This is a genomic window from Sphingomonas sp. S-NIH.Pt15_0812 (genome assembly GCF_003951315.1).
GTDB lineage: Bacteria > Pseudomonadota > Alphaproteobacteria > Sphingomonadales > Sphingomonadaceae > Sphingomonas.
Genome location: NZ_QLJH01000016.1, coordinates 50,963 through 63,669, shown reverse-complemented (window position 1 = coordinate 63,669; position 12,707 = coordinate 50,963). Strand labels below are relative to the sequence as shown.

At 67.2% G+C, this 12,707-nt stretch carries 9 protein-coding genes; 4 read left to right on the top strand and 5 right to left on the bottom strand.

Going from position 1 to position 12,707, the window contains the following annotated elements; all coding sequences use genetic code 11:
* Positions 1 to 90: 90 nt before the first annotated feature.
* Positions 91 to 1,398 (bottom strand): amidohydrolase, encoded by a 1,308-nt coding sequence (locus tag BRX43_RS12100; protein WP_241214925.1) that lies wholly within the window; start codon positions 1,396 to 1,398, stop codon positions 91 to 93.
* Between the two features lie 146 nt (positions 1,399 to 1,544).
* Between BRX43_RS12100 and BRX43_RS12095 the strand changes: the two genes are divergently transcribed.
* Together BRX43_RS12095 and uvrB are read left to right on the top strand one after the other, a co-directional pair.
* Positions 1,545 to 2,366 carry an arylamine N-acetyltransferase gene (locus tag BRX43_RS12095; protein WP_125995191.1) on the top strand — a complete coding sequence of 274 codons (822 nt, stop codon included), beginning with the start codon at positions 1,545 to 1,547 and terminating at the stop codon, positions 2,364 to 2,366.
* A gap of 77 nt (positions 2,367 to 2,443) precedes the next feature.
* The gene (gene uvrB, locus BRX43_RS12090) at positions 2,444 to 4,639 is read left to right on the top strand and encodes an excinuclease ABC subunit UvrB (protein ID WP_125995189.1); all 2,196 of its coding nucleotides are present in this window, start codon (positions 2,444 to 2,446) and stop codon (positions 4,637 to 4,639) included.
* A 43-nt stretch (positions 4,640 to 4,682) separates the two neighbouring features.
* On the opposite strand, the gene BRX43_RS12085 is transcribed toward uvrB, so the two are convergent.
* Positions 4,683 to 5,141, bottom strand: coding sequence for a DUF3597 domain-containing protein (locus BRX43_RS12085; protein WP_125995187.1), 459 nt, complete (start codon positions 5,139 to 5,141; stop codon positions 4,683 to 4,685).
* Between the two features lie 73 nt (positions 5,142 to 5,214).
* Positions 5,215 to 5,589 (bottom strand): PRC-barrel domain-containing protein, encoded by a 375-nt coding sequence (locus BRX43_RS12080; protein WP_125995186.1) that lies wholly within the window; start codon positions 5,587 to 5,589, stop codon positions 5,215 to 5,217.
* Positions 5,590 to 5,694: 105 nt separating this feature from the next.
* Between BRX43_RS12080 and BRX43_RS12075 the strand changes: the two genes are divergently transcribed.
* Positions 5,695 to 6,276 carry a hypothetical protein gene (locus BRX43_RS12075; RefSeq protein WP_125995184.1) on the top strand — a complete coding sequence of 194 codons (582 nt, stop codon included), beginning with the start codon at positions 5,695 to 5,697 and terminating at the stop codon, positions 6,274 to 6,276.
* A gap of 407 nt (positions 6,277 to 6,683) precedes the next feature.
* Here the strand turns inward: BRX43_RS12075 and BRX43_RS12070 are convergent, their stop codons facing one another.
* Both BRX43_RS12070 and BRX43_RS12065 read right to left on the bottom strand, forming a co-directional pair.
* Entirely contained in the window at positions 6,684 to 7,718 is a 1,035-nt protein-coding gene (locus tag BRX43_RS12070) for a histidine kinase dimerization/phosphoacceptor domain -containing protein (RefSeq protein ID WP_125995182.1), read from the bottom strand.
* A 276-nt stretch (positions 7,719 to 7,994) separates the two neighbouring features.
* Positions 7,995 to 9,515 (bottom strand): fumarate hydratase, encoded by a 1,521-nt coding sequence (locus BRX43_RS12065; RefSeq protein WP_125995180.1) that lies wholly within the window; start codon positions 9,513 to 9,515, stop codon positions 7,995 to 7,997.
* A 140-nt stretch (positions 9,516 to 9,655) separates the two neighbouring features.
* Here BRX43_RS12065 and BRX43_RS12060 point away from each other — a divergent pair, with 140 nt between their 5' ends.
* Positions 9,656 to 12,274, top strand: a complete 2,619-nt coding sequence (locus BRX43_RS12060; protein ID WP_125995178.1) for an EAL domain-containing protein — start codon at positions 9,656 to 9,658, stop codon at positions 12,272 to 12,274.
* The last annotated feature ends 433 nt before the right edge of the window (positions 12,275 to 12,707 follow it).

Below are 12,707 nucleotides of genomic sequence, written 5' to 3'. Positions count from 1 at the left end.
GCTATTGCCATGCACGGGGCACGTCAACCGCGTCGCGCCCCGTTACCGCAACCTGCCGCCCGGCTCAACCGAACCGCTTGTTGGCCTGCCTCAACCCGCGCTTGTCGGCCCGAGCAGGTCGAGCACCGCCGCGGTCATCGCCACCGCGCCCGTGACGATCGCCGGTTCGGGCGCGATCTTGAACAAGGGGGAATGGTGCGAGGCGATGGGCGGGCCGCCCGCGCGGGCCGCGTCGATCGCCGCCCGGGGCGTGCCGCCGACCGAGAAATAATAGCCCTTCACGCCGGTTTCGGGCTGCACGTAGAAGGCGAAATCCTCCGCCCCCATGCCCTTTTGCGCGAACGGGGCGACATGGTCCGCCCCCAGGGTGCGCGCGATCACCGCGTTCAGCCGGCGTGCCAGCGGTGCATCGTTGATCGTGGTCGGCGTCCCCTCGCTGACCGTGACAACGGGCATCTTGTCCGCCGCCATGCCGTTCATCACGCCGACGCCACGCGCGACGCGGCGGATGCCGTCGAGCAGCGCCGTGCGCTCGCCCTCGTTATTGGCGCGCACCGTGACCTGCAGCACCGCCTGGTCGGAGATGATGTTGTGCTTCGCCCCGGCATGGAAGGAGCCGACGGTGATGACGCCGGGATCGAGCGGCTGGCGATCCCGACTGATGATGCCTTGCAGGCCGATCACGATCTGCGACGCCATATAGACCGGGTCCTTGCCCATATGCGGGCTGGCCCCGTGCGCGCCGATGCCGGGCACGGTGATGTCGACCGAATCGGACGAGGAATATTGAATCCCCTCCGATGCGGAGACGGTCCCGGCCGCCCGCTCGGCATCGACATGGAAGGCCAGCGCATATTGCGGCTTGGGGAAGCGAGTGTAGAGCCCGTCCTTCAGCAGCGCCTCCGCGCCGCCGACGCGTTCCTCGGCGGGCTGGACGACGAAGACCACCGTCCCCTTCCACCGCGCCTTCAGCGCCGCCAGCCGGCGCGCGGTCGCGACCATCGCGGTGATGTGCGTGTCGTGGCCGCAGGCATGCATGACCGGCGATTCGACGCCGTCCAGCCCGACCTGCCGCGCCTTGGAGGCATTGGGCAGGCCGGACTTCTCCTCCACCGGCAGACCGTCCATATCGGCGCGGACCAGCACCACCGGGCCCTCGCCGTTGCGCAGCACGCCGACCACGCCGGTCCGCCCGACCTTCTCGGTCACCGTCATGCCGGGCACCGCGCGCAACGCGGTCGCCATCCGCGCCGCCGTCTTCTCCTCGCGGAACGACAGTTCGGGGTTGCGGTGGAACCAGTCCCACATCTGGCCCAGATCACGGTCGTAATCGGCCTTCACCGCCGCGGCCCAGTCGGGCGTCTGCGCCAGGGCGGGCGACACCGGCACTGCGAGCATGGCAGAGATTAAGAATGGCGTGAGCAGGCGCATGGCGAAGTCCCCTTTTTCCCAGCATCCTATCGCACGTACCGCGTACCACCAGCCCCATTCCGGACAATGATGAAGCGGTTCTGCTCGCGCCCAAGCCTCGCTATAGCCGGCGCATGTTCGATCTGACCGCCTATCTCGCCCGCATCGACCTGCCGGCCCGCCCCACGCTCGACGCCGCCGGCCTTGCCCGGTTGCAGCATGCCCATCGCCTCGCCATCCCGTTCGAGAATCTCGACGTGATCCTGGGTCGCGGCATCGCCATCGACAGCGCGTCGGTGTTCGCCAAGCTGGTGACGGCACGGCGCGGCGGCTATTGCTTCGAGCAGAACCGGCTGTTCGGCGATGCGCTGAGCGCGCTGGGTTTCGATCATCGCCCCCTGCTCGCCCGCGTCTGGCTCGGCGCGATCGAGACACCGCCCCTCACCCACACCCTCAGCCTGGTGACGATCGACGGCGCGGACTGGATCGCCGATGCCGGGTTCGGCGGCAGCTATGCCCCGCCCATGCCGCTGCGCGACGGTGCGACGGCAGAGGCGCCCGACGGCGCGAATTTCCACCTACGGCAGGAGCCGGACGGCAGCTGGCTGCTGCTGCGCGACGGACCGAGCGCCACCACCGACGGGCGCGGCACCGGCCCCGGCTATCAGCCGCAATACAGCTTCACCCTGGCGGCGGTCGCGCCGGCCGACCTGGCGCTCAGCAACCACTGGACCTCGACCGCGCCGAACATCCGCTTCACCACGCACCGGATCGTCAGCCTCGTGCTGCCGCATGGCTTCGCTTCCTTGACCGACCGTCATTATCGCCGCCGCGCCGCCGACAAGGAGACGGAGGCGACGATCACCGACCAGCGCGTCTACCGGATGCGGCTCAGCCTGATGTTCGGCATCGACCTGCCCGCCGAGGATATCGAGACCCTGTTCGCCCTGGACTGAACGACGCATCGGATCGTTCGAACAAAGCGGGACCGGTCCCTTCCCCCCAGCGGCCATCGCCCCCATATCCGGCGGCGATGGCCATTCAGATCCGCACCAGCCTCGCCGAACCCGAGACCGGCGAAGAATTCGTCCCCCACCGCCCCCAGCGGCCGGAGAAGGTGGAGGGTGGCAGGCGCTTCGAGCTGGTCAGCGAATATACGCCCTCGGGCGACCAGCCGACCGCGATCGCCGAACTGGTGCAGACCGCGCGCGCCGGCGAGAAGGACCAGGTGCTGCTCGGCGTCACCGGCTCGGGCAAGACCTTCACCATGGCCAAGGTGATCGAGGCGATGCAGCGGCCGGCGCTGATCCTCGCGCCCAACAAGATCCTCGCCGCGCAGTTGTACGGCGAGTTCAAGTCGTTCTTCCCGAACAATGCGGTCGAATATTTCGTCAGCTATTACGACTATTACCAGCCTGAAGCCTATGTGCCGCGTTCGGACACCTATATCGAGAAGGAATCGTCGATCAACGAGTCGATCGACCGGATGCGCCATTCGGCCACCCGGTCCCTGCTCGAACGCGACGACGTGATCATCGTCGCCTCGGTGTCGTGCCTCTACGGCATCGGTTCGGTCGAGACCTATTCGGCGATGATCTTCGACCTGAAAAAAGGCCAGACCGTCGACCAGCGCGAGGTGGTGCGCAAGCTGGTCGCGCTCCAGTACAAGCGCAACGACGCCGCCTTCCAGCGTGGCAATTTCCGCGTGCGTGGCGACAATCTGGAAATCTTCCCGTCGCATTATGAGGACAGCGCCTGGCGCATCTCCTTCTTCGGCGACGATATCGAGGAGATCGTCGAGTTTGATCCGCTGACCGGTCAGAAGGTCGCCAGCCTCAACTCGGTGCGCATCTACGCCAATTCGCACTATGTCACGCCCGGCCCGACGATGAAGCAGGCGACGCAGGCGATCCGCCACGAACTGACCGAACGGTTGAAGGAGCTGGAAGCGGAGGGGAAGCTGATCGAGCATCAGCGGTTGGAGCAGCGCACCAATTTCGACCTGGAGATGATCGCCGCGACGGGCAGCTGCAACGGCATCGAGAATTACAGCCGCTTCTTGACCGGCCGCCTGCCCGGCGAGCCGCCGCCGACCCTGTTCGAATATCTGCCGGAGAATGCGCTGCTCTTCGTCGACGAGAGCCACCAGACGATCGGCCAGATCAACGGCATGTCGCGCGGCGACCATCGGCGCAAGATCACGCTGGCCGAATATGGTTTCCGCCTGCCCTCGGCGATCGACAATCGGCCCCTGCGCTTCAACGAATGGGACGCGATGCGCCCGCAGACGGTCTGCGTCTCGGCGACGCCGGGCAGCTGGGAGATGGAGCAGGCCGGCGGCGTCTTCGCCGAACAGGTCATCCGTCCGACCGGGCTGATCGACCCGCCGATCGAGATCAAGCCGGTCGAGGAACAGGTGCAGGACCTGATCCAGGAGTGCAAGAAGACCGCCGAGCTCGGCTATCGTACGCTAGTCACCACGCTGACCAAGCGGATGGCGGAGGACCTGACCGAGTACATGCACGAGGCGGGGATCAAGGTCCGCTACATGCATTCCGATGTCGAGACGCTGGAGCGCATCGAGCTGATCCGTGACCTGCGGCTGGGCGTCTACGACGTGCTGATCGGCATCAACCTGCTGCGCGAGGGGCTCGACATTCCGGAATGCGGGCTGGTCGCCATCCTGGACGCCGACAAGGAAGGCTTCCTGCGCTCGGAGACGTCGCTGATCCAGACCATCGGCCGCGCGGCACGCAATGTCGACGGCCGGGTGATCCTATATGCCGACCGCATCACCGGCTCGATGGAGCGGGCGATGAACGAGACCGGGCGGCGGCGCGAGAAGCAGAAGGCGTATAACGAGGAACACGGCATCACGCCGACCACGATCCGCCGCAATATCGGCGACATCATCGCACATGTCTCGCAGGGCGATCAGGTCACGGTCCCGATCGACGAGGAACGGCCGCACATGGTCGGCCACAATCTGCGCGCCTATATCGAGGAACTCGAAAAGAAGATGCGCAAGGCGGCCGCGGACCTCGAGTTCGAAGAGGCCGGGCGGCTGCGCGACGAGATCCGCCAGTTGGAGGGGGAAGAACTCGGCCTGCCCGTCCACGAGCAGAAGGCCCCGATCATGGGGCGCAGCAACGAAGGCAAGCCGGGCACGCGCAAGACCCGGTTCGGCAAGTCGCAGAAGTTCGCGTCCGGCCGCAAGGCGCGCGGTTGAGGAGGTGGCGGCGCGCTTGTCGTCAAGCGCGCCGCCCGGACGATCAATCCTTCAGCCCGGCGGGCACCGTGCCGCCATTCTTCTCCAGCTCGCGCATCACCGCCTTGTGCAGCCAGATGTTCATCTCGGCGGAGCCGTCCTTCGCACCGCTATAACCGAGCTCGGTCGCCAGCTCCTTGCGGTTGTCCAGCGACGAGTCGAGGTCGAGCAACTTCATCAAGTCGACGATCGAGCTGCGCCAGTTGAGGTTCGGATTGCCCTTGCGCTGGGCGACGCCGGTCAGCACCGCCTCGACATCGACCGGCGCCTGTGCAGCGGGCGCCTGCCCGGGTGCGGGCTGCTGCGAGGGTGCCTGGGCAGGAACGCCCGCCTGCGGCACCGGCTGATGCTGCGGCGCGGGTGCGGGCGCTGCGGGGGCTGCGTCCTTCTTGCCGCCGAACTGGCCGCCAAGCGGGCCATGGTCGCCGAAGATGGCGGACTTGATCTTGCCGAAGATGCTCATGCTATCCTACTCCTGAAAGCCCGCCCAACGTCCCGGTGACCGTTCCGGCTCCCTGCCAAGCGGCTCAAGTCCCTCAACCTGCGTTCAAATTGTCCGCGGCAGTGCCGTAATAGCTGGCGACGCGATCGGCATAGGCCTGGTCGAAGACGGGCGCGTTGTTCGACCAGCTGGGGCCGCCTTCCAGAAGCCGGCGGTCGACGGTGATGACATAGAGGTCGCGGACCGGATCGAACTGGAGCAGTGCGAAGGGCACCGGATAGAAGCTCTTGCCCATGCCCAGGAAGCCGCCGAGCGACAGCACCGCATGGGTGACGCGGCCCGAGCCCTTGTGCACCATGAAGGAATAGACCGAGCCGACCACGTCGCCGTCGCGGCTCTCGACCTTGACGCTGTGCGCGACATTGGATTGCAGCAGCAACTGGGTGGGTGCCTGTTCGGTGGTCGACATTATACTACTCCTGTTAAACCGTCGGTCGAACCGGCGGCGCGGCTCGACGGTTCCCTGACGTCAGCGGGTTGAGCCGCCCCTCTCCGCCGCCTAAGCGCGGAGGCGATGCCTGTTCACCAATCCGGCGCGCGCTCGCACCGCCCGCACACGCCCCTTCTGGCCACCCTGATCGCCTCGTCGGTTGCGGGTTGCGTCGCCCCGACCGTCCAGGCTCCGCCCGCCGCACCGCGTCCGGTCACGGTCGCGCCGCCGCCACCCGTCCAGCCGGCGCTCGGGCCGGACTGGCGGGACTGGCCGCTGACGCCGGGGACGTGGCGCTACGCGCCGGCCGGCCCCAGCGGCGTCACGGTGGCGACGTTCGGCACCGCGCAGGACCTGCCGCGCCTGCGCCTGTCCTGCGAGCGCGGGGCGCGCCAGATCGCGATCACCCTGCCGGGCGCGACCGGCACGGCCAACCTGGAGGTCCGCACCACCAGCACCAGCCGGACGATCGCCGCGACCGCACGGAACAGCCCGGACGAATGGCCGCCCGTGTCGCTGGAGGTGCGGCTGAGCGCGACCGACCCGTTGCTGGATGCCATGGCGTTCAGCCGGGGGCGCTTCACCATCGGCCAGCCTGGACGGCCGCCGCTGGTCATACCCGCCTATGCGGAGATCGGCCGAGTGATCGAGGATTGTCGGGGCTGATTCATTGGCCTGGAATCGCGACCGGGGGGCGGGAAGATCGTCTAAAATGGAACTGAGAACAAGGCTTGTATCGAACGTCGGTCCGGCACACATTGTTCTCGCGATCGGAAACGATCGCATTTGGCTCTCAACAAGCGAAAGGAGGTGATCCGATGTCTCATGGTTCAGCAGTGGGGTCGGTTCAGTTCGTTCGGGGGACTGGCCTCTAAGCACCGCCGGGTGACGCCGGGGGGTATTCTCCCCCAAGCAACGGCATCGCCCACAGGTTCGGAGGTCACATGGTTTCCCGGGCTGGAGCTCTCCGGCCGCTGACCATGTTTGGGGGTTGTCGGGTCGTCGGGAGACGCCTCGGCAACCTCTTCTCATTTCTAGGCCATTGATCGACGCGCGAAAGCCCAAGCCGCGGCTTATTGCAGAGGCAGGTCCAGGCGCATCACCGTGCCCTGTCGTGCGCGTTCCAGCGTCATTTCCCCGTCCAGTTGCCGGGCCAGATTGCGGGACACGTCCAGTCCCAGGCTGGTCACCTGCTCCAGGTCGAAACCCGGCGGCAGTCCCACGCCATCGTCGCCGATCGTCAGCAGCAACCGCTCGCCCGCCCTGCACAAGGTGATCGTGATCAGCCCGCCGGGGCGGTCGGCAAAGCCATGTTCGATCGCATTGGCCACCGCCTCCGCCATGATCAACGCGAGCGGAATGGCCGCCTGTGGCGCGAGGAACAGTTCGGACTCGACCGCCATGACATGGCGAAGGCCCGGCTTGCCGCTTGCCTCGATCAGGCCGGCGGTCAGATCGGTCAGGAAGGAGTCGAGCGGCACCTGTTCGCCACTCGTCGCGTAGAGCTTTCGCTGGATGCGGCCGATCGTCTGCACGCGCGTACCTGCATCGGCCAGCGCCTGGCGCGCCGCCGGGTCGGCGACCTTGGACTGTTGCAGCGATAGCATCGCCCCGACCATCTGCAGATTGTTCGATACCCGGTGCTGCAATTCATGGAACAGCATCTCGGTCCGTTCGGCGAGTTCGCTACATTCCCGCGCGATGCGGGCGGAGCGTTCGCGTTCATCGGCCAAGCGGATGTTGGCGCGCTTCATCGAATCGATCAGCATCACGTCGACCGTTACCACCACCCCGTAAAAGCCCATCGCCAGGGCGGTCGGGCCATTTAGGGTGAAGGTGTGGAACGGCGGCACGAATGCATACCAGGCCGTCACGCCGCAGATGATCGCGGCCAGTGTCCCCGGACCACGTCCGAACAGGAATGCGCTGACGATGATCGCAGGGAAGAAGGTCAGGAACGGATAGCCCGGCGGCAGCGCCCAGTTGAGGCCGGCCCGCATCCAGGCCGCGATCAGGCATAGCAGCAACGCCGCAGCGTAGCTCAGAACGGTACGCCATCCACTTGAGATCGCACCAAAGCTTTTATCGCCAATCACGGCATGCGTCATGGCGGAACGATCGAAAAAAAACTATACCAGTTTATCGCATCCGGCAGCGGGATCGTCCGGACCGCGCCTTCGCGACCAGTCGGGGGCGAATGGCGCGACCTGCCGGATCAGCGGTCAGGCGAAACGCCGGCGAACGTCCAAAAAAGGGAGGTTGTCCAGACTTGGGCTGCTGCGGACGCAGGAACCCTGGGCGGACGAGACCAACGCCTTCATGGTGTGCAGCCCCGCGCTCCCGCGCTGCCGCGCAGGCGGCAGCGGCTTTTCGCTGGAATGTCGTCAGGCCGGGGTCAGCAACTTCTCGCGCGCGATCTTCTCGCGCCATACCAGCGGGGCGAGATGGTGGACATTCTGCCCCTCGGCATCGACCGCGACGGTCACCGGGAAATCGCTGACCTCGAATTCGTAGATCGCCTCCATCCCCAGATCCTCGAAGCCGACGACCTTGCTGCCCTTGATCGCCCGCGCGACCAGATAGGCCGCGCCGCCGACCGCCATCAAATAGGCGCTCCGGTGATCGCGGATCGCTTCCACCGCCGCCGGACCGCGCTCGGCCTTGCCGACCATCGCGAGCAGGCCCTGCTCCAGCATCATCCGCGTGAACTTGTCCATGCGCGTCGCGGTGGTCGGGCCGGCGGGGCCGACCACTTCCTCGCCGACCGGATCGACCGGCCCGACATAATAGATCACCCGCCCCCGGAACTCGACCGGCAGTTCCTCGCCGCGCGCCAACATGTCGGCGATCCGCTTGTGCGCGGCGTCGCGACCGGTCAGCATCTTGCCGTTGAGCAGCAGCCGATCGCCATGCTTCCAGCTCTGCACCACCTCCGGCGTCAGCGTGTCGAGATCGACGCGCTTGGCGGCGGCGTCGGGCTTCCAGTCGACCTGCGGCCAGTCGGCGAGGTTCGGCGTCTCCAGATAGGCCGGGCCGCTGCCATCGAGCGTGAAATGCGCATGGCGGGTCGCGGCGCAATTGGGGATCATCGCCACCGGCTTGGACGCGGCATGGGTCGGCCAGTCGAGGATCTTCACGTCGAGGATGGTCGACAGGCCGCCCAGCCCCTGCGCGCCGATGCCCAGCGCGTTGACCTTGTCCATGATCTCGATGCGCAGCGCCTCGATATCGTTGCGGGGACCGCGCGCGCGCAGCTGGCCCATGTCGATCGCGCCCATCAGCGATTCCTTGGCGAGCAGCATCGCCTTCTCCGCGGTGCCGCCGATGCCGATGCCCAGCATCCCCGGCGGGCACCAGCCGGCACCCATTTGCGGGATCATCTCCAGCACCCAGTCGACGATCGAGTCGCTGGGGTTCATCATCTTGAACTTGGACTTGTTCTCCGACCCGCCGCCCTTGGCCGCGACATCGACCGAGACCGTGTTGCCCGGCACCATCTCGACATGCAGGACGCTGGGCGTGTTGTCGCGCGTGTTGCGGCGCGTGAAGGCCGGGTCGGCCAGGATCGAGGCGCGCAGCTTGTTCTCGGGATGGAGATAGGCGCGGCGGACACCCTCGTCGACGACCTCCTGCAGGCTGCGGTCGCCGGACAGGCGGCAGTCCTGCCCCCATTTGACGAAGACGGTGACGATCCCGGTATCCTGGCAGATCGGACGATGGCCCTCCGCGCACATGCGGCTGTTGGTCAGGATTTGCGCGATCGCATCCTTGGCGGCGGGCGACTGCTCGGCCTCATAGGCTTCGCCCAGCGCGCGGATATAATCCATCGGGTGATAATAGCTGATGAACTGGAGCGCGTCGGCCACGCTCTCGATCAGGTCGGTGTCGCGGATGATGGTCGTCATGGCCGCGCTTGTGCGACAAGGCGCGGCATAACGCAACGCGCCGCCGTCCTATCCCACGTGTTCGGAACGACAGTGGAATAATTTCCCGTCAACCATCCCCGTTGCGCGGGTGATAACCAGCATCGGCCTAGCGCCGGTCCATGCGGAATCGCGCCAATGCCATCGTCCCCGATGACGACCGTCCGTCATTGGCGGTCCTGCTCGGGCTGGCCGAGGACGAGATGGAACATGGCGGCCGTCAGGTCCGGCGGCTGGCGCAGGTCGCCGCGCTCTGGCCGCTGGCGATGGCGTTCCAGGGGCTGTCGGCCGTCATGGCCAGCGTCGCGCTGATGGGATCGCTGGCGGTGCTCGGCCTGTCGGCGCTGCTGATCGTCACTTCGCTATACGCCTTCGCCATCGTCCAGATGCCTGCCTCCGCCTGGCGCTCGCATCTGCGGGCGCGCGGCGCGACGCTGCTGGCGGCGGTGATCGGCGCGGCGCTGGTGACGCTGCAATGGATGGTGGTGCACGACAGCGACGGCACGATTTCGCAGACTGCGATCGTGATGGTCACCGGCGCGCTCGCCCTGTCGGCGCTGGCCCTCTACCCGATCCGGCCGGCGATGATCGGCTATGCGGGCGGCATGGTGCTGGCGATGGCCCCGCATATGGGGCTGATGAGCACGCTGGCTGGCGTCGCGACCGTGCTGCTGATCCTGTTCACCGGCACGCTGCGCCTCGTCCGGCTCGACCGGGCGACGACGCGGGCGGACACGGTGCGCGCGATGGAGGGGGCCTTCGCCGCCAAGATGATCGCCGAGTTCGAGGACCAGGGCACCGGCTGGTTCTGGGAAGTCGATCGTGACGGGCGGATCGTCTATATCTCGGCGCGGGTGGCGGAGGCGATCGCCGGCTTCGGCCCCGCACCGCTTGGCCGGCCGCTGACCGAGGTTTTCCAGATGGACAGCGCCACGCCCGCGACCGAGCGGACCCTGGCCTTCCACCTGTCGTCGCGCACCTCCTTTTCCGACTATTCGGTCCGCGCGGCGGAGGATGACGCGGGCGAGCGCTGGTGGTCGATGTCCGGCCGGCCGGTGATCGACGAACTGGGCCGGTTCCAGGGGTTCATCGGCTCGGGCACCGACCTGACCGAGCGGCGGCGATCGGAGGCGGAGATCACCCGGCTCGCGCTGTTCGACGGGCTGACCGGCCTCGCCAACCGCCAGCGGATGCGGCTGTCGATCGACAAGACGCTGGCGCAGGCGCAGGGCGGCGGCCGTCCCAACGCGCTGTTCCTGATGGATCTCGACCGGTTCAAGGCGGTCAACGACACGCTCGGCCATCAGGCCGGCGACGATTTGTTGAAGCAGGTGGCGCAACGCCTGTCGCGCGGCGTCGGCGATGCCGGGCTGGTCGGGCGACTGGGCGGCGACGAGTTCCAGGTGCTGCTGCCCGGCACGCAATGCCGCGACACGCTGGCGACGCTGGCGACCGAACTGATCGACGCCCTGTCCATGCCCTATCGCCTAGGCGGCACCTCGATCACCATCGGCTGTTCGATCGGCATCGCCATCGCCCCCTATGACGGTGGCGATTCGGAGACGCTGATCCGCAATGCCGATCTCGCCCTCTATGCCGCCAAGGCGGACGGCCGCGGCGTCCACCGCTTCTATGCCGAACAGATGCTCGAAGGCGCGCGCAACCGCCAGGCGCTGGAGGAGGATCTGCGCCAGGCCCTGGCCAGCGGCGCGTTCCACCTCTGCTACCAGCCGGTGGTCTCGACGGTGGACGAGCGGATCGTCGGCTATGAAGCGCTGGTCCGTTGGGACCATCCGACGCGCGGGGCGGTCTCGCCGGCCGACTTCATCCCGGTCGCCGAGGAATGCGGACTGATCGAGGCGCTGGGCGAATGGGTGCTGCGGACCGCCTGCCTGGAGGCGGCGACCTGGCCCGAGGATGTCTGTGTCGCGGTCAACGTCTCGCCGGTGCAGTTCGCCAATCCGCAGCTGCCGACCATCGTCACCAGCGCGCTGGCCCGATCCGGGCTCATCCCCGGCCGGCTGGAGCTGGAGATCACCGAGGGCGTGTTCCTGGACGACAGCCGATCGTCGGACGCGATGTTCCGTTCGCTCAAGGCGCTGGGCGTGCGGCTGTCGCTCGACGATTTCGGCACCGGCTATTCGTCGCTCGGCTATCTGCGCAACGCGCCGTTCGACAAGATCAAGATCGATCAGAGCTTCGTGCGCGGCGCGGCGCAGCCCGGCAGTCGCAACATCGCGATCATCCGCGCCATCGTCACGCTGGCGGAGACGCTGGGGATGGAGACCACGGCCGAGGGGGTGGAGGCGCAGGACGAGGTGCTGATGATCCGCGACCTGGGATGCAGCCATATCCAGGGCTATGTCTATGGCCGGCCGATGCGCTGCGCCGAGGCGGTGGCGATGATGACCGCCCGCGCCGGTCAGGCGGTGGCGACCGGCGTGCGCATCACCCGGGCGGAGCGGACCAAGGTGTTCCGTCCGTCGCGAGTCGCGCTGAACGGGATCGAGCGCGACGTCCGCATCCGCGACATCTCCTCCGGCGGCGCGATGATCGACGGGCTGACGATCGACCAGGCCGCGGTCGGCGTCGAGTTGCTGATCGAGCTGGTCGAGAACCAGATGTTCGCGGCGCGCATCCGCTGGGCGGCGGACGGCCGCGCCGGGCTCCAGTTCGCGCAGCCGCTCGACCTGCAACGCCTGTTGTCGACGCCGGCCCGCCCGCTGCGCCGCGCGATCTGACTGAGCCGCGACAGGTCACGGCCGTCATCGCGGACCGTGGTCGACGCGACCCCGCCGGTCCGATGGCGCAGTCGTCGATAGGCGCGCCGCGTGCGGGCCGGACCGCATCACCGATCGACGTCCGCCCCGCCGCGATCACTTCGTAATCGGCTGACGAGTCGGAGGTCATGCCCGTCGGCAGCCGGCATCCCGACCGCCCCGCTGACGAAAAATATTTCCTTTTGCGACTTCTCCCCTTGCACTTGAGGGAAGTGGCGGAGAAGCACGCGTCGCGGGGGATTGGGCCGTTTGGAGGGTTTCCGGGCGGCCGCTGTCAAGACGATTATACGCTTGCCTCCCACGCGGCTTTGCCACAATCAGTGGGGGCGCAGACGATGGACGGACCCTAGAGATGGTGTCCGCGTTGTCCACGCAAACCGGATCAGCAGGTAGC

What these genes read in the sequence shown, in the direction of transcription:
- BRX43_RS12065 (WP_125995180.1), bottom strand. Translation starts at nt 9,515, where the DNA reads ATGACGACCATCATCCGCGACACCGACCTGATCGAGAGCGTGGCCGAC.
- BRX43_RS12080 (WP_125995186.1), bottom strand. Translation starts at nt 5,589, where the DNA reads ATGTCGACCACCGAACAGGCACCCACCCAGTTGCTGCTGCAATCCAAT.
- uvrB (WP_125995189.1), top strand. Translation starts at nt 2,444, where the DNA reads ATGGCCATTCAGATCCGCACCAGCCTCGCCGAACCCGAGACCGGCGAA.
- BRX43_RS12075 (WP_125995184.1), top strand. Translation starts at nt 5,695, where the DNA reads ATGCCTGTTCACCAATCCGGCGCGCGCTCGCACCGCCCGCACACGCCC.
- BRX43_RS12100 (WP_241214925.1), bottom strand. Translation starts at nt 1,398, where the DNA reads ATGCTCGCAGTGCCGGTGTCGCCCGCCCTGGCGCAGACGCCCGACTGG.
- BRX43_RS12085 (WP_125995187.1), bottom strand. Translation starts at nt 5,141, where the DNA reads ATGAGCATCTTCGGCAAGATCAAGTCCGCCATCTTCGGCGACCATGGC.
- BRX43_RS12095 (WP_125995191.1), top strand. Translation starts at nt 1,545, where the DNA reads ATGTTCGATCTGACCGCCTATCTCGCCCGCATCGACCTGCCGGCCCGC.
- BRX43_RS12060 (WP_125995178.1), top strand. Translation starts at nt 9,656, where the DNA reads ATGCGGAATCGCGCCAATGCCATCGTCCCCGATGACGACCGTCCGTCA.
- BRX43_RS12070 (WP_125995182.1), bottom strand. Translation starts at nt 7,718, where the DNA reads ATGACGCATGCCGTGATTGGCGATAAAAGCTTTGGTGCGATCTCAAGT.